The following is a 17,167-nucleotide window of genomic DNA, read 5'->3' on the forward strand; positions in this document are numbered from 1 at the left end:
GCATTTATGGATACTGGCAAGGCAAAGCTCCGGGTGCGAGCACAACCATTTATGACCAGGGGGTAGGAAAAGCGTGGCGCAGGTGCATAACCATTTATACCCATACCAGCCCATAAAAGCCGGCCCCGGCGGCCCCCACACTCCGACCAGGGATGGGAAGGAAGCCTGCAGGCAGAGTACTGCATGTAGAGAGCAGAGAGACATGAAGACAATGAAGCACCCTCCCCCGCGAGACACAGATCAGAGAAAAGCAGCTCCAAGCAACCCGAGCTGAGACGGACCTGACCGGGTCACACACCGCACCAGATGAGCAGACAGGTCCTGCATCGCCACCACCGACAGCCAAGCGTCACACGCCGCGAGCCGGATCGCACACAGCCTGCTCAGATCCAACACCACCCGCCACCGGGCGCCACCCATCGCACTCTGCCAACCTGGTCAAACAGCAGCACCGGGCAAGCCAATGGTCGCGAACCGCCGCACAGATCCCACGGCACCCACCACCGACTGCTAGCGATCATCAGAGGCCAGCTGCAGGATCAGCACCGAGCTTCTGCACGGCCGCCGCCGCCGCCCCCGTCGCATCCTTCTCAGCCCGTCGCTCTCCTCCCCCGTCAGATCCTTCTTGGGGTCGCCACCGGCAGCTGGTGGGCTGTATTGCTAGGCGCAACCGAAAGGTCTCCTGGCAGGGACCGGTCATCTGAGACAGAGAGGCACAAATGGTTATGCTGTCGGAGGAAGCAAAAGCGTCAAGCGCGCACCGGCAGCACAGACATCGGAATAATGAAATGCCAATGCGACAGCGCAACAAGAAGAACCCAAACTAGCGATGGCACAATTCACCAAATAGAACTGGTGCGAGAACAACTGGGCGGTACCACGCAAATCCGCACGCGCATGAGAAGATGTAGAAGTCGCAGTGGAATAATGGAGCTGAAGAAGAGAAGAGAGAAAAGAGAATCTACAGCGGCAGAATGAGCTCAACGCCTCGCAGGGAGAAGGAGCCGGTCGGCGCAGAGTCACAAGCGGCACAGACAGAACTGGCAGGCAAACAACAGCCAGCAGCACGGGCGGACACCCAAACCAAACTTGCACAATGGGGCGTGACACAACGGGCAGCCGCAAAAGAGATTCTGACACAAGTGCCGGCGCCAGAACGAGATCTATGGTGCGACCAGAATAAGAGAAGATGAATGAAGTAAATAAAATTAGATTAAGGGGATGGGCGCGAGGCGGCTCGGATCCAACACCGCCCGGCCCAGGTAAAACTCGGCCCACCACCGAATGCGAATGCAATTCTCCGCAACCAGATCACACTGCGCCCAGCAAGCCCGGGTTCTACTTGGCCAAACCACCGGTAGGCTTCTGGCCCGCTTAACCATAGCCGCGGGTCTCACTGCGCATAACACCGGTTTGCTTCTAGTCCGCTTTGCCCATAGCCCGGTTCCTACTTGGCCTGACACCGCAATGTTTCCGGTTCCGCTCAGCCACAAAAAAGGCCCTGCCGACGTTAATCGACAAGGCCTTCGCGAATCAGATTAAGGTTTACTCGTCCACGTCGAGCTCTCCTTCAAACTTGGTTTCGATCTGGTCCAGCATGCTGCCCACCAATGTCTCAAGAGAAGACAAATCATCCTCGCGTGCTTTGAGCGTTAGCTTTACGCCATGACTCATATTTCGTACTCGTTCGTGCATTTCCGCTCTAAGGTCAAAGAGCTTGGAAACCCTCTCGCACAGGATCAGTACCAGCTTGTGGTTCGGCTCGAACTCCCGTGCACGCTTCACTCTCTTCGTCAGCCCTTTATGACTCACGTTCGTGGACATCCATTTTCCCTTGCCGGCCTTGAGCTTGCGGTACACCCGTACGAATGGCCTGGACTGACCTCGGTGCTGGTTGAAATCGATCCCTATGCGCCCCGTCTGAAACGGCTGCATGACGTAGAGCAATTCGCCCATGCGCACCAGGAGCTGATCGATGCGGATCAGGTAGTCGACGGCGGTGTCGACCGACTCTTTGCCTTTGCGCCGCAGCTCTTCGAAATCGTCGATGGAGGGGGGGTTGTGTATAGCCATTGTTTAAGCGTTCGCCGGGGGGTTGTGTATAGCCGCGCCGAGGGGCGCGTTCTGGCGAATTTTCTTTGTGCTTATCCAGTATTGTCAATACGTGTTATGTATCTTAGACTCGACTCAATGCATACAGGGCAGTAGCTACTGCGTACTGATCTGTAGGTACTGCACACTGTGCAGTGCGCATCATTAACCCCTCTAAGTCTCTGGTTTATATAGGTTTAATTCCATGAAAGGTCGCGTAGCAATCGGTTTGGATGCGGGTCGTAGCGCCATTAAGGTGGTCGCGTATCACGAAGGTAAGCGCACTCAGGTCATGTACCCCACCCTGGCGGTTCCTGCCGTCGAACTCACCGACCCAACGACTGCCGCTCGCGCCAAAGCCGAGACCGAGATTGTCGACGGGAAGGCATACTTCACCGGCGATACCGCTCGCCTCCAGGGCAACCTCACCTCCTCTATTGGCTTGAACGACAATTGGACGGACACCCCGGAATATCTGGCTCTTATTCAGTCTGCTTTTACCCGGCTCCGTGCCAAGGGCGTTCAAGGGATTGATGAAGCATTTGTCATCATCGGTACTCCGTCCAAGTTGTTCGGCTCTCGCAAAGACAGTCTGGTTGAGCGCACCAAGAAAGCACTACCTGATACTGTCGAGTTGAAAGCGCTCCCTCAGCCAATGGGTGCTTACTGCGACTACATTTTGGATCAGTCAGGGATCCCAGTAGAGGAATTGATCAATGGCGCGAACGGAAGGCCAAAGTCCTATGGCGTCATTGAGGGCGGCCATTATTCGACTGATTTCCTTCTGATGCGGGAAGGTCAATACATTGAGCGGGGTGCTGACTCTTGTGCTGGAATGAGTGCTGCTGCTGAGCAGTTGCGTCGTATCCTCGGTAAGCACGAAATACAAGCCAGCCTTGTCGAGTGCGAGGAGTCGTTCAGCACTAAATTCCTTTTCCAGTTCGGCGAGCAAATTAACATTGAAGCCCAAGTGGCCGAAGCTCAACAGCATGTGGTTCAAGAGGTTATCTCTAAGGGTAACTCGTTGTTCTCCGATGATGCTCGCTCGCTTAATGGCATTCTGGTTGCTGGTGGAAGTGCCGAGGCGATCTATGGGCGTGCTAAAGAGGTATGGAAACACAGCATTCTGGTGAAAAACCCTCGCTGGGCTGTTGCTGATGGCTTTGCTCGATATGCCCTTGGCCAAATCATCCGTAGCATCGTAAATGCGAATGCCAAAAGGATGTCCGCTGTAAATGGCTAAGTTAATTCGTGTATATGACCCTAATGAAACTGAGCGAAAAATCAATCTGAACATCCCAGAAGATGTTTGCCCAGGTTTGCTGGAGTTCATGTCCGAACTGCCATACGGAAAAGACACACCTCTAATCAGGGGTGTCTTTTACCAATGGTTTCTGAGCAACAATGCGGCCGGCACCTTAGACCAAGCTCTCAATGCCGCACTTGCTGGGCCAGGGGGCATGATTCCGACCGGCCGCCAATCCAGGCGTGAAAGCGCAGAACCGCCAGCTCGCAAAAAGCGGGTACCAAAGCAGCGGGAGGTCACAGCCAGACCTGGAACGGTCAAGGCCTCTGAGATTTTGGGTCACCCAGAACCTCAAGCTCCAGCGGCTCCGGCTATCCCGCCACACGTTGCCGAGGAGGTCCACTCTCCCCGGCAACCCGAGCCGGTAGCCGCTCCGGTTGGTGATCCATTGCTCAGTGGGGCGGATGAGGTCCAGGCAGAACGCGTACAGACACAGCCAATCACTCCCCTATCCAACCCCATCCATAGTACGGATGTTCAGGAAGCGAACATCGAACTGCAGGCTCAGCAGCTCCCAACCGCAGATACCCCGGATGAGGTCCACTCACTACCTGCCGCCCAAGACGCAACGCCGACTGAGCCAACACTCGTGCAGTTGGCAGCATTGGACGCGATGGGCGATATGTTCTAATCCCACAGGATATCAGTTGAAAGATGAAAATTGGTTCCAAACTGCTGACCGTGGCTCAGCGCATAGCGGCAACCACGACTGACTTTGCTCTGGTGTCGCTGGTGCTAGGAGGATCACTAGCGCTTCTGGCATCCATCATGGCGCACAACGCCCATGTCGATATGTCGGGCCCATTCGATGCTGCTACTCCGGGCCTGAGCTGGACTGAAGGGGCTGCGCTGAGCCTCGCCCCGTACTTCCTTGTTCTGTTGCCTTTCGTGTGGTTGATCTATGAAGCAACTCTGACCAGGACCTGCAAAGGCACAACGGCCGGCAAACTGTTGTTCCGCGTCAGGACCCTCTCTCTCACAGGTGATCTGTCCACTTGGCAGTGCATACTGCGCACCACCTTGAAGATCATGTCCGTCTTGCTTTTGCTGAGCATCGGTCACCCGCTCGCACTGGCCGGGGTGCTGGCTGTCTACGTCGCTGTTCCAGTTTTCACTGTGAAAACCCAGTTCATTTTCGACCTCCTGGCATCCACAACCGTAGCAAAACGAGGAACGTGAGCTCCCCAGATTGTATGACCGGCCTAAGGGCCGGTTTTTTTGTCCAGAGGAAAACCTGTTTATCAGTCCATGTTCGACATCACCTGAGGCAAAGTTAACGGATACTCCCACTGGAGAAGCCAGTCAGGTCCGAGGTCGCGAAGCCTCCTTTGTAGTCAGCAACACGGTAACGGGTTAGCGCATTACCCACATACCGCCTGATATCTCCGCTCCCTAATGCATCCCCTGTGTTTGCCTCTGTGTTCTCGACTCGGTGATGCACCGCCAGTTTTGAGATCAGACAATAGTCGAGTCCGGGCTTCTCCCAGGAACTGACAACACAGCTGGACGATTAGGTCGAAGCGGTTATCCCTCAGGTCGCTCACCACTACGTGAGCAGCGCAAATGACTTCCCCGGACATAGGTCCTTACATAGCAGCCAGGTGCAACTGGTGGGGATTCGCAAGCTAGCCAAGCAGGACGTCGTACTGCTGTCGACTATCCTAATGGCGATAAAGAGGTGAGCTCAGTCTTGGTAACGGTGGATTCTCCACCTACAGCGCCGCGGCAGCTGTGGTTACCAGGACTGGGCTCTTTGTATATCAAAGGCCCAGTTTTTTTGTCTGTCGTTGGCAGCCCGGGCTGTCGGCTTCTTACCCTAAGTCGTGAGTTACCCTGCCTCTCTCACGATTCCCAGTGACGCTAGGCCGCCCACTGACCCACACCTCCTCTGCCCTCCTCTTGTCCTGCTACACATCTCCGTGTTTTTGTACGTAGACCAACACCGCGAGCTTCTGATGGGGATTTACGGAATTGCCCAATCCCGCATCGATGCGCCACTCCACTTTCGGCACAATCATTTTGCCACTAGCCTGGAGCACCTCACCCCAGTATTATAGTTACATGTTATCAAGACTCCTGAGGCCTCCACGTGATCAACAAAGCAATCGCCGCATTAGCTGCCACCTGCGTCATCATCGCCTTACCAGGCTGTGCCGCAAAACCAATCACCGTTGAGGAAGGCTCGGTACGCGTTCAAGCAGCTCAGATCAACGCACGGCTTGTGGATGGCTTGACAGTAAAGGCTGTAACCGAAGACGCCGCCCTGGCTGATATGACTGCGTATGTGAATGAGGCTCTCAAGAAAGCTGGCTACAACCAGACTGCGGGCGATGCCAAGGTCACCTACACAATCAGTGAGGTCTATGCGGGTCCAGCCTCAGAGTACAAAGAAGCCCATACTGCCGTTGGCAATGCTGTGGCTACGGGCGCGTCCGTGGCTGTCTCTCTCACGACCTGCTTACTGTTGAGCAGTTGCAGTGACCCCGGAGTACTGGGGAACAACGTCACCTCAGGCCTAACCGCAGCATCTGACGCTGCACAAAACACCAACGGCCAGAACGTCGACAACCTCGCTGGAACGAACCTGGTAATCCACACGGTTTGCCAAAATTTCCGGGGCTGCGCCAGTTCAGCTGCTGCGTCGTCAGATCCCTCGATGACGCTGGATGATCTGCGTATGCAAAACGCTAAGCTGGGTATTCCTCGCACGATGAGGATCGGCGAATAACGCTGGTGCCGTATGCGACCGGCTGCTTGGCAGCCGGTCTTCAGGGGTTGCGCCCTCCCCCCTCACTTCTCCTCTCCCCCCTTTGCTCATGGAGCTAACCAAGGGCATCAAGATTCAGCTAGTACGTTATGCATCTCCCGTTATCAGGCCTCCCACCGTTCCGGTGCAGGTCACGTTTCCAGGAGATCGCAACATGGCAATGCGCATCATCACGGGCCCAGAGGCTCAGCAAAACTCAGCTGCATGGTTTGCCTGGCGAAGTGGAGGGATCGGAGCTAGTGAGGCGCCCCAAATTATGGGGACGTCGAAGTTCCGAAGCTCATACGAACTCTTCCGTCTCAGGCTAGGCATTGGACCTCCCCCGCCAGCGAACCCCTTTGTCGATCGAATTCGCGCTAGGGGCCATCAGTTGGAGCCCGTAGCAAGGGCTGCCTACGAAAGGCACACCGGCAGCACCGTAACGCCCATCATCGCTGAAAGTGACTCAATACCGATCATCCGTGCATCGCTAGATGGCTTCGACCCCTTCCAGCAGATCCCAGTTGAGATCAAATGCCCCGGGGAGACTGCTCATGGGCTTGCACTCAAAGGAATCGTCCCACCGGAATACATTGACCAGGTTCAGCACCAGATCTTTGTTGCTGAAGCCCGCTTCGCTCATTACTACTCCTTCGACGGATCTAACGGGGTGCTGCTCAAGGTCCCTAGAAATCAGAAGCGGATAGATCAAATCCTCAAGGCCGAGCTCGACTTTTGGGACCGGCTACAAACAGAAAATGGAGCACTGATGAATGGGAGGCTGCAGCGGCCGCCTGGCAGCAAGCAAACCGGGTCCTTCAGGAAGCCACTGCTCGCGAGGAGGCAGCCCGGAGTGCTCTGTTATCGCAGATGCCCCCAGGCCGCAAACGACATCAAAGTGATGGTGTTTCTGTTCTGCTTTCCGCACGTAAAGGGAAGGTCGACTGGCGTGCCTTGCTAAGGGCACACGGTGTAACGCTGACTGAAAGCCAAATTGATGCCTACAGGAACCCCTCTGTAGAGAGTGTGATTGTTCGGGATCAGTTGGGTGCCCCCCTGAGTATCCCTGCGCTACCGGCGGTGAAGAACCCATACACTGTTCCTCCAACCGCACACTCTGGCCAGCCAGCATCTCAACCAACGACTCAAGACCTGAAGAGGGATTTCATCTTCTAACGCCACACAGCCCCCGGAAACGGGGGTTTTTTTTGCCTTCTGTTTGCACAGCCATGTGCAGCATCACCTTTCATAAGGTAAACCCAGGAGACCGAATGAAACGTATCAATAGGCATGTATCCACTTGGTTTGTCACAATCTTTATTTACATTGTTTTAGTGGCAATGACAGATGTGGCGAACAAGCTAACGCTGTTTGTTTTGACAGTCCTTATATGTTTTCCAGTAATTGCCTGGTGGAAAACAGGGGATTTTACATACTGGCCAGCACTCCAGACTCAGCCCCCCCCCTCGGAATTTAGATCTCGCAAAACATACGAACACAGACATACAGAGCAACCTCAGCGCAAGCGGGATACGCCTAAGTCCTATGACCTGAGCGACATTCCATATCCCCCCAAAAGAAGCAACGCCTCAAGCCTCAAGTGCCTCCCCCAAAGCAACGGCATAAGCCCGCGCCCGACAGTAAAGCAGCCTAACGTTGCTCAGTGTGCCATCCTGACAAAAAGGACCACGCAACCGAGCAAAGTAAAGGCTATACCTGTAATTGGATCTACCGGAGACCTGTTCGAGAGTGAAACCAGCATGGTAGACACCTCAGACGACATTCTCATTGTTCCTGATGGCGATGTCTTTCTCTAACTGCACCACATAAACCAGCGCCTTATTTAAGGTGCTGGTTTTTTATTCCAAAAATAAACTACACTTTCGATACGCCATCCCTAAACCGCATTTTTGCAGACATAAAATCGTGCATACCAAATTTTGCACGCATTAAAGTTAGCTTACTACGGAACTTTTCTGGCGCCGATTCGTTGACCCCTCCGACATCACGTCCCTATAATTTGACAAACAGCGCCAATCAACGGACTAGATAGGGATACTGTATGTCTTTCAGCTTTGACACATACCAGGGAGCTACGGAAATTGGTCTTTCGTCGCTCGGGTGCCTTTCAACAGATGGCAAGCCAAATTGCCCGAGATTCAATAAAAGCTGCTCCAACAAGTGCGCGTCGAAGTGCATGCGCAAAGCGATGACAGACTTCCCAGAAGCTAAGACGGAAATTTTGCTTGCAGGTGTCGTCATCGCGTCAACTTTTGCATCTGATGTCACAGAGGTTCGTGCGGCACTGTTCGGCTTCGAACAGGCAATCCAGCTGACCTGTATCTGACCCCTCCTGCCTCACCAATCTCATGCCTGCGTAATGCACAGTACAACGATTGAAACCTGCCAATCTTCCACATACGCGTTATGGATTTGATTGACGTTATCTGTCACGTACGTATAATCAATAAAGGCGACCCTATGTGGCCGCTACCAGAGGTAATGCTTCATGATTCACGAGTACTCCCCAATCGAGATCGGCCTGGACGCCCTTGGTGTTGAGCCTGGTCAGAACCCCAGCACAGTGTTTGGGGTGGATGACCTCAACAGAGCGGACCAGATGCGGATAGTAGGTGAGCGGATCGAGCAAGCGATGAGTGCCTACCCTGAGATCAAGACTGAGATCTTGGCTGCCGGCATCAATGTCCTCCTTGATGTCTCCAGTTCTCTGGCGCAATTCAGGAGTGTCGCTCTCCCTCAACTGGATCGATCTGTGGATACCGTGGCTGCGTAGGATTGATAAATCAACGAGCCCTTTATGGCAGTAGAAAAGTTTGAAGCCCTGGAGCAAGAAACTGCTTCAGGGCTTGCACTAGGCACCGACATCGAGCATCTCCCCTCCTCCGAGCCTTCCGGCCCTCCCTCGACCTTCGAAAAGCTGTGCGGGACTTACATCTCGAACACGGACCGATCGCGCACCTTTGTAAACCGCTTGGCCTACGAGATGGACCGCGATGAGCGCGTCCGCAAAATCTGCAGGGTGAAGCTTCGGCAGAACAAGTGCGAACTCACAGATTTTGATGAGGTCATGCAAAGGACGCTTGAGGTCTTCTTTGGCTCGATGCTGGCAAAAATCGAAGATCAAGACGCTGTGTATGCCGTTGTCTACGCAGTAGCGCATAACGTAAGTCGAGAAGTCCTCCGGGACCGCCAGAAGCTACTGATCAATCATCGCTCCATCGAGGACATGCAGGAAAAGGGTGAAGAGCTGGAGCAGGTCGGTCTTGCCGACCAGGTAGAAGTAGACCACGATCGAGATATCGATACAGAAGCTGCCACCATCAAAATGGCCGCAGCACTTAAACGAGTGATCAACGGAGAACAAACAGTGGCCAGTTCCGGCATTTATGCCATGGATCAAGATCCAATGGTGCGCCTTGTACAACCTAAGCCTTCGGACGAAGAGCACGAGACGGACACTACGTCACAAACCAAACCAGCTGACGCTAGCACCAAGCGTCCTCGCGGCGGCAGCCGTGCCGAGCTTTCGGCAGATCAGCAAGAATTGGTCAAGATTGGCTCTGACCTGGGCTTGCGCAATCAAGATTATGCCTTTGCCCTGGGTATCGGTCTCCCTCGCCTATCCTCCTACATTTATGGTCGTACAGCGTCGGTGCCGGATGAAGTAATGGAAAAGGCTCGGGGACTTCTGGCAGAAGAACCGCACCGCAGGGAACGCCTTAAGCGTTTCGACCGAGACATGAGCGTCATTCTGACCGATTGGATGAAACGCCTCGGTACCAATGACGACGAAGACATGGGCACCACACTTGGGGTGACCAAAATGACGATTTACCGGTGGCGCAACAACGAGACCAAGCCCGATGCAACGGCTCTAGCTCGGTATGAGCAGCGGATTGACTACGAAATTCGTATGAGAAAAGCTGTAGAGCAGCGGCTTCAAGGTAAGCGCTCTTAAATATAAACCCGCACATATGCGGGTTTTTTTATGGCCCAAAAAACCGGCCTCTGCGGCCGGTCTTCAGCTGAGGAGCTAGGCTTGCTTAGTTCTTCCATCCTTCAACGACATCACCGCCCCACTGCGCTTTCCACTCTTTCAGCTGCCGGTGATTGCCACCTTTGGTCTCGATAGTCTCACCGGTGTGTGGGTTCTTGTAGACTTTGACTTCACGTGGCTTGCGCTGCTGGCGATTGCTATCAGGGCTTGTAAACGATTTGCGCTGAACCGAAGCCGGATCGAGAATAGCGATTACCTTGCCCAAATTCGCATCGTACTCTTGCATCAAGCTCTTGAGCTTCTCTTCGAATTCAATTTCGCGCTGCAGACCAGAATCATTCTTCAGCGCTTCCAAGGCAGAAAGTTGCTCTTGCAGAGCTTTTTCAGCAGCGCGAAACTCAGCCAGCTTGCTCATCTGTAACCCTCAATGATGTAAGATTCAGAAAAGTAAATATAACTAATCTGTATAAAAAATTACTATACCTTAGGTACAGCGAATTTTCTACTGACTCAACGGAATTTCTATGATTTGCAACGCTGAAACCTATGCGGCAAGCGGCCATCACCACCACATAGCAACACTTCTAGCTGGCCGGAGCTTTGAGGGTGTTTACTTGATTGCAGAACCACCCGAAACCACATGCATTGATGGGGAAATGGGGTTGATCTTCATCGCATCCGATCTGACTGGCAGTATCAAATGTCTTGTTGATCCTGTGCGGGCGGGATGGGTGCAGGGTGAACACTTTGCGAGTATTCGAGTGCTACTGAAAGGCCAGGTGATTCTCATCGAGGATCAGCTGTGTGCGCGCATCAGCGAGTTACACCAACTGAAAATACAGTGGTAAAAAAAAAGGACCTTCTGGAGAGTGTCCAGAAGGTCCTTTTTAAACCAAGGCCCGAATGCAGGCCTTGCTCAGTGCAACACGGGTGATGCTCGCCATCGTCAGTACTTGATATGCGGCAGCAGCCCTCCCTTCCTCCAGTGCCGCAGTCGCCAGCACCAGCAGTGCATCGGCCGGTACGAGCGCAAACTCGGCGGAACTGGAATCTTCGAAATCAAGGGTAATTTCCTCATCATCTGCCACCGTAGCGCCTGAACATAAACCGTCAAACGTATGAGGGGCTTCGGATAGGATGAGGTCGAAGAACTCAACAAAGGCGCTCAACTCGCTGGCAGAACCAGCAGAGAAGATACGGCCTTTGTCGAGGGAATTTTGAACGGTGTGGATCACATACTCGACAGCTTCAACTTCACTGAGGAGGTCCTGGCCAGCCGACAGAAGTGCGTCCTGAACAGACGAACCAGTCGCAGCATCCGCGAGCCCGGTGACATCTAGGTCTCCCCCAAAATCGCTGTAGCGACACTGGGCAAGCACCTTGATCTGGGCTTCGTAGGATGAGTCGGCATGGACCTCATGTGAGAACAGCTCCCCGTTGGGGAACAGCCCGGAAATCAGCAGGGATCGAGTTTGCGCTTGAGTGTGTTGAGGGTGCGAAATCATGTGGGGTCTCCTGAAAGAGTGTGCTGTTAAGGCTTCTCGCCTAACGGCCTTGCTTCAAGGGATGTGTCACATGCGTTTATAAAGTGAAATCACGAACACATAACGCAAAATACCAAACCATGGGATAGTGATACTGTAGGCGTATTTGTACGAGATAAAAAGTTGAGTAATTACTTCACTGTGGCCATTTGATCCCATCTGCGTTGAGCCTCACTCCTTGAATGATTAATGACCATGCCCCATCAAGACGTTACAATTTGACATTCTACCTCTGGATAGCTGACTCATATTCTCATTGAGATTTTTATGAAACCCCTGGCAAAAATTTTTCAGAATCCTGCAGCCTTACCAACGATCTCCACGGTGGTAATGGAACTGCTAGCGATGTCGAGGGACCCTTTAGTACCGCTGGCAAACATTGTGAAAGCCGTGAGCCTTGACCAGGCTCTCGCGGCGAAGGTGCTACGCACTGCAAACTCTGCTTATTTCGGCAGGAGCGGTACTATTTCCCGTCTTGAAGACGCCATATCGACCATTGGCATTCACAATTTCCGAACCACCATCATTACCACCGGCCTATTGAAGGCGCTGCCGGACGCCCCAGGCATTGATATGCCGACCTACTGGAAGATGGGTTTGCATACCGCATTCATGGCTTCCTTTCTGGCCGAGAGCATCGGAGCTGACCGAGATGTCGCATTTACGACTGGTTTGATGCAAGGCATTGGCGCACTACTCATTCACCTCGTAATCCCCGAAGAAGCTTGTGTCGTAGTAGAGTCCGTAGATCCATTCGACTTCGCGGGCCGACGTCCCGTAGAGCAGATTCAGCTAGGATTTGACAATGCTGAGGTTGGTGCAGAGCTGCTGAAACGCTGGAAATTCCCGGCCCCAATTCAAAAAGCGCTGCAAACGTATTCCAATAGATCACCGCTACCCGATATCCTTGGCCAATTGCTATCAGTATCCTCGACCTATGCTTACGGCGTGGTTATGGGGTTGGATAGATCGTCACTCGCAGATCAGATGGACACCGAGATCATAAATTCCTTAGGTCTCACTCATGATTTGTTGGATACCTGCCGACAACGTTTGTCTGAATCTGTGCTGATGATCGGTTAAGAGAGAAGGATTTGTAGTGAACCCAGGGCTCCGCCTTTATCAGGCCATAATCGATAGATCTGAACTGCTATCGCTCCCTTTCCAAGAAGCCAGCAAAGCTTGTGGTTTCACCGCTGACACGTTAGCGAGTTGCTTTGGGGATGAGTCAAAAGCCAAGCCGCGTGCCCTCCACGACGAACTGGATCGAAAACGAATCGACCTGATCGCTGCATTTCTTGACTGTTCTGGTTTTCGAGTGCTGCAGATGGCGGACGTTTTCCGCTGGTCGGATTACTGCCTTATCCAGCAGTCCGCGATGTTCAATACGAAAGCAGTCAGCGAGAGCCATGAGACTGCAGCCTATTTCGAGGACGTCACAAAGGCAGACGTCGCCTCTTCTCCAACCTTCATCCTGGATGAACTGATCGCAGCCACCTGGTCTGAGAACCTAAAGGAGGCGGCCGAAAAAATTCATGTCCCTTTTGAAAAGCTCAACTCATGGCGCACTGGGCGCCCAAAACCCTCACTGCGTGATCTTTCAGCGATCAGGGTCGTGGCGAAGCATATTGATATCGGAACCCCACTGATCATGATGGCACTTGGCGTCCTGGAGAAATCTGATTTCTTGCTGGGTGGCTGCTCAGTCGACATAGAAGATGAGCTGAACAAAGCCTTAGACATAGAAATACTATAGGGCAATCCAAGCATACCAATAGAGCATATAACACGTATTGATAAGAATTTCCTGTATTGCTAGTATCCGTTAGGCAAGTAACGGTATTTCTTGAGCCAAGGGTTTTCTTATATGCGTTTTGATGCCCAGTCTGCATCCGCCAAGCTCTCTAGTTTGCGAATCCCAATACCGTCCAGCGATGTGCTCGATGAGGTTTACCAATCAGAGGGCGATGCCCTTAGTGACGCGATCGAAAGGGCGCAAGCTGGCGACCACACTGCCCTGCACTACCTCAAAGGGATTTTTTTCACGATCCTCCCGGGGTGTGTCGAGCGCATCCGCGTAGCCAATCTGCCACAACCGTCTTTGCCTTTGCTGATCAACATCGGGAAGGTCGAAGGGCCGAAATTTTCTCAGCAGCTCAAGCAGTGGTCGGATAGCGGGTGTGCTGACTCAGATATTGGCAGGTATCTCTGTGACACCTACAGAAGCTTACATCAGCAGTTCTCCTCCCCTGAGGAACAAGAGGTGTTGATAGAGGCCGCCGAAATCCAGAGTAGTGAAGAACCAGCTACCTCTGAGCTATCGAGCGAGTCTGCAGACAAGAAGACCTTCGTCACTCGGCATGTTTACGGGGCGAAGGTGGCCTTGTGCTTCCAATCTGATACAACCAGAAGCGGAGAGCATACGATTCGGATCGAAGCTGCCGAAGCAACCGCGTCCCGGACGTTCAACTGGGCCGAAAAAATCAGTATTCAGCTTTCTGGCCGCGAGCTGCCTGGTGTGCTGGCCACCTTCATGCAGATGCAGACGAAATTCGATGGTAAAGGCCACGGTGCGCAGAACGAAAAATGGTTCACCATCGAGAATCAGCCAGGGAAAGTGTTCATCTCGGTGAACACGAAAGGCCGTCCGCCGAGATCGGTACCCATAGGTCCAGGCGACTGCTTCGGGGTTGTGACCTTGCTCATTGAGCAAATGCTAAAGAATGCCCCTTACCTTTCGGCCGATACCCTATTGAACCTGGTGCAGCGGACCGCGCAAATGGCTAAGCCCGCGTAACAAAGCGTCAGATCTTGCCGGCACTAAGCAAGAATTGAAGGAGCGTTTCCGGGGTCGGAGTCTCAGGGAAGCGTTCCTGGAACAGGATTGCCACCAAGCAATTGGTCACCATAGGGGTCAATCCTTTGGTTCGGTACTGCCCGTAAGCGAAGTCATCCTTCCTCAGCTCGGCGTCATACTTCTCTGCCAGCTCGTTCTTTTCTTCATCCGACAACCCCTGGAACTCGCCACGGATAGTCTCGCGTTGAGCAGCTCCCCACTGCTCCAAAAGGTCTGCCATTTGATTCGTTGGTGCTGCTTTCGGCGCTGGCTTTGGTTTCGCAGCTGGCTTAGTAGCGTTAGCCGATGGCTTCTGGGATTTGCCAGATTCCACTCCCTTCTGTTGGGTTGGCGCCTTGGCGTAGTTGTTGGCGACCGCAGCCTTGAAATATGCCGCGGGACTTGCAACGTTGGCCCCTTCCTTGCGCATTTGCGCTTCTGTGTAGTCAGCTTGAGCTAGGAGGTATTCTTCATCATGAGTCATCCCGAGCTCATCGATATCCTTTTTGCTCAAGGACAGTGCTTTCAGGCGCTTGGATACGTCCTGGCTAACCAGCTCCGGGGATGGTCCCAAGTCTAAGCCTGGTTGAACCAAGGTCTCCAATTTGAACCAGAGTTTATCCATCTTCCGGTTGGCCTTGGTCACGTGCGGAGTGATGCGGAATCTTCGCTCGATGCTGTTGACCTGGTCGATAGCACGACCAAGCATCTTGTTGAAATCGCGAAACTCGGCGTGCGGAGTGGCTGATCCAGATAACACAACGCTCCACTCAGACCAGTGCGCACGGTAGGTCTCACCCATGGGTGAACCAAAATAGCGTGACGTGATCTCGTGGAGCGTGAGCGCTGAAAAGCTTGAAAAGTGGTACTGCATCCGCAGATCGATCAAATTGAAGATCGCTGGGTCGAGCAGCCGGCGTTTCAGATCTGGTGGGAACGAGAAGCGCAGGGTTTGCCCATCCTCAAGGATGTAGGCTTCAGCAATTAGGTTTGCGATACCCCACTCGCTTTTTCGGCCAGGGCTCTCACCTTTGTAGTCAAACTCAACCTGCGTCTGCGACATGCTCACGAGCACCTTTTTGAGGTAGTCGCGGCTATTGGACGTGGTGTGTCCAATGTTGTCTTCGACGTCTCGAATCGGGATCTCGTGAACCATCTCCTCCCGTGGCCGTTGCTGGGCGAACTGCAGGAGCGTGTTGTAGAGTTTTCGCTGTAGGAAGGTGAAGTCACTAGTGGCGGAGACGTTTCGCATTGACAGGGCTTCGGTAGCCTTCCTCAGCTCAACGGCTTTGGATGGTTCGACATCTCGAACGACCTGGAGCTTTGGTGCTCTCTTGCGTCTCGCTGGACTAGTTTCCGTTGTTGCTCCGGTTGTACGCTTTGCTCGCGGAGCTCTCGGTGTGGGGGTTTCTGAGTCCATTGTGAATTGTGCCATCAGTGACTGTGGTGGCACATTACTCGATCAATTGTCGTCCGGTCAACGAAATTACGGTTCCACCGTCAGTGGTAAATTGTGCCATGCCTAGAGAGTGCTTTTTGCTCTTCGCTTTTGACTCAAAATTGCGAAAGCAAAAAACCTACAACAGCTTGTTTCTGTTTTCACTGCTTTTTTAAAGCTTTGTTAGTGAAGCCCCCAAACCCTTACGCCACAAGGGCTACAGCCATTTTTCTGTGCCATCTCCAGGGCCAACAGTGCCATCTTTCTAGGCTTATGTGCCGGGGCTAGATGTCGCCAGTGCCATCCTTAGAGCTATGTGCCACGTTTAGTACCTTCCTGTGCCATTGCTAGAGGATCTCCTGAAATGTGCCGTCCCTAGGGATTGGGCTTCCTAGGCATGGCACAATTTGCTGGAGCCCAATAAATACGGTGCCTCCAGCTTATCTGCGGCTCATAACTGGGCATATGTGCGAGCCCTAACGATGGCACTCTTCCCCAAGATTCGCGGCACCCAAACGCGCTAATCCTCAGCAATTGCTTTAGCAATGCTCTAACGATGGCACATTTCGATTCTTGAGCCTTATCAGACACCTACAGAGCCTCCACTGCCCCTGACGATGGCACAATTGAGGGGGCAAGGGTAGTAAGCCCCCCCCGTGGACCCCCTCTCTTACCTGATAGACTCGACGCACATTGCCTCCGTCTCTTTGTACTAGTTGAACGGAGCTCGTAAACGGCATCGTTGATATAGTTTTCACTGTGAAAAGTGGCATAAGCCAGATGAGCTACTGCACTAAGCGTGGCACATCTGGAGTGGACGCTATCTCCAGGACCATCATCTAACGATGGCACATTTGGTGGGCGGATCCTGCTTTAGGCTCTAGGCGTGGCACATTTGGCAATCTAGGCGCTCTCGATCCTCTAGCAATGGCACAATTCGCTGCTTTAGCTGGTATATCGGCCGGCGGATCCAGGGGGACGGGCCGTTGAGAGGGGCGTTCATCTAGCAATGGCACAATTTGACGGCGCCAGGTTTTCACGTGAAAACCAATGAGCACAGCGATGGCAGGTCAACAATCTGCCGTTGAGCGGGCGTGCTGGAGCCCTGGTGCCGGATGGATGTGGCAGGGGCTTAACCCGCGATGGGCGATCGAGTCGACCAGAGCAAACCGAACAAGGGGGCAGGCT

Annotated in this window: 17 protein-coding genes; 13 read left to right on the plus strand and 4 right to left on the minus strand. The window is 53.3% G+C overall.

The genetic code is table 11. The features are described 5' to 3' along the window. Positions 1-1,545: 1,545 nt before the first annotated feature. Positions 1,546-2,073 (minus strand): hypothetical protein, encoded by a 528-nt coding sequence (locus J5X93_RS26695; RefSeq protein WP_004577623.1) that lies wholly within the window; start codon positions 2,071-2,073, stop codon positions 1,546-1,548. A gap of 223 nt (positions 2,074-2,296) precedes the next feature. Here J5X93_RS26695 and J5X93_RS26700 point away from each other — a divergent pair, with 223 nt between their 5' ends. The 9 genes from J5X93_RS26700 (at position 2,297) to J5X93_RS26740 (ending at position 10,122) form a co-directional block, all read left to right on the plus strand. After that, a complete protein-coding gene (locus J5X93_RS26700; protein WP_039614031.1) occupies positions 2,297-3,334 on the plus strand; it encodes a ParM/StbA family protein in 1,038 nt (345 codons plus the stop codon). Then, entirely contained in the window at positions 3,327-4,028 is a 702-nt protein-coding gene (locus J5X93_RS26705) for a hypothetical protein (RefSeq protein ID WP_023662206.1), read from the plus strand. Before J5X93_RS26700 ends, J5X93_RS26705 begins: the two co-directional genes overlap by 8 nt. A gap of 23 nt (positions 4,029-4,051) precedes the next feature. Then, on the plus strand, positions 4,052-4,576 hold the full coding sequence (locus J5X93_RS26710; protein ID WP_023662207.1) for an RDD family protein: 525 nt from the start codon (positions 4,052-4,054) through the stop codon (positions 4,574-4,576). Between the two features lie 910 nt (positions 4,577-5,486). Beyond that, positions 5,487-6,125: a hypothetical protein gene (locus tag J5X93_RS26715; protein WP_023662208.1), complete on the plus strand. Its 639-nt coding sequence runs from the start codon at positions 5,487-5,489 to the stop codon at positions 6,123-6,125. Positions 6,126-6,324: 199 nt separating this feature from the next. Continuing rightward, positions 6,325-7,104 (plus strand): lambda-exonuclease family protein, encoded by a 780-nt coding sequence (locus J5X93_RS26720; protein ID WP_250035689.1) that lies wholly within the window; start codon positions 6,325-6,327, stop codon positions 7,102-7,104. 310 nt (positions 7,105-7,414) lie between these two features. Further along, on the plus strand, positions 7,415-7,960 hold the full coding sequence (locus J5X93_RS26725; RefSeq protein ID WP_063977446.1) for a hypothetical protein: 546 nt from the start codon (positions 7,415-7,417) through the stop codon (positions 7,958-7,960). 380 nt (positions 7,961-8,340) lie between these two features. Continuing rightward, positions 8,341-8,490, plus strand: coding sequence for a hypothetical protein (locus tag J5X93_RS26730; protein ID WP_154670349.1), 150 nt, complete (start codon positions 8,341-8,343; stop codon positions 8,488-8,490). Positions 8,491-8,652: 162 nt separating this feature from the next. Continuing rightward, positions 8,653-8,937: a hypothetical protein gene (locus J5X93_RS26735; protein WP_004577630.1), complete on the plus strand. Its 285-nt coding sequence runs from the start codon at positions 8,653-8,655 to the stop codon at positions 8,935-8,937. Positions 8,938-8,961: 24 nt separating this feature from the next. Continuing rightward, the gene (locus J5X93_RS26740; RefSeq protein WP_039614029.1) at positions 8,962-10,122 is read left to right on the plus strand and encodes a hypothetical protein; all 1,161 of its coding nucleotides are present in this window, start codon (positions 8,962-8,964) and stop codon (positions 10,120-10,122) included. A gap of 85 nt (positions 10,123-10,207) precedes the next feature. Here the strand turns inward: J5X93_RS26740 and J5X93_RS26745 are convergent, their stop codons facing one another. Next, positions 10,208-10,576, minus strand: coding sequence for a histone-like nucleoid-structuring protein, MvaT/MvaU family (locus J5X93_RS26745; protein ID WP_004577632.1), 369 nt, complete (start codon positions 10,574-10,576; stop codon positions 10,208-10,210). 109 nt (positions 10,577-10,685) lie between these two features. On the opposite strand from J5X93_RS26745, the gene J5X93_RS26750 reads away from it, so the two are divergent. Next, positions 10,686-11,009 (plus strand): hypothetical protein, encoded by a 324-nt coding sequence (locus tag J5X93_RS26750; RefSeq protein ID WP_023662211.1) that lies wholly within the window; start codon positions 10,686-10,688, stop codon positions 11,007-11,009. A 39-nt stretch (positions 11,010-11,048) separates the two neighbouring features. On the opposite strand, the gene J5X93_RS26755 is transcribed toward J5X93_RS26750, so the two are convergent. Further along, positions 11,049-11,666, minus strand: a complete 618-nt coding sequence (locus J5X93_RS26755; protein WP_023662212.1) for a hypothetical protein — start codon at positions 11,664-11,666, stop codon at positions 11,049-11,051. A gap of 306 nt (positions 11,667-11,972) precedes the next feature. Here J5X93_RS26755 and J5X93_RS26760 point away from each other — a divergent pair, with 306 nt between their 5' ends. The 3 genes from J5X93_RS26760 (at position 11,973) to J5X93_RS26770 (ending at position 14,502) form a co-directional block, all read left to right on the plus strand. After that, complete coding sequence (locus J5X93_RS26760; RefSeq protein WP_250035015.1) at positions 11,973-12,788, plus strand: HDOD domain-containing protein; 816 nt, start codon at positions 11,973-11,975, stop codon at positions 12,786-12,788. 16 nt (positions 12,789-12,804) lie between these two features. Beyond that, positions 12,805-13,461: a helix-turn-helix domain-containing protein gene (locus tag J5X93_RS26765; RefSeq protein ID WP_250035010.1), complete on the plus strand. Its 657-nt coding sequence runs from the start codon at positions 12,805-12,807 to the stop codon at positions 13,459-13,461. Positions 13,462-13,572: 111 nt separating this feature from the next. Further along, complete coding sequence (locus J5X93_RS26770; protein WP_250035008.1) at positions 13,573-14,502, plus strand: hypothetical protein; 930 nt, start codon at positions 13,573-13,575, stop codon at positions 14,500-14,502. A gap of 7 nt (positions 14,503-14,509) precedes the next feature. On the opposite strand, the gene J5X93_RS26775 is transcribed toward J5X93_RS26770, so the two are convergent. Continuing rightward, positions 14,510-15,793: a RepB family plasmid replication initiator protein gene (locus J5X93_RS26775; protein WP_039614024.1), complete on the minus strand. Its 1,284-nt coding sequence runs from the start codon at positions 15,791-15,793 to the stop codon at positions 14,510-14,512. Between the last annotated feature and the right edge of the window lie 1,374 nt (positions 15,794-17,167).

It is taken from the genome of Pseudomonas sp. BYT-1 (assembly GCF_023611805.1).
GTDB classification, from domain to species: domain Bacteria; phylum Pseudomonadota; class Gammaproteobacteria; order Pseudomonadales; family Pseudomonadaceae; genus Aquipseudomonas; species Aquipseudomonas guariconensis.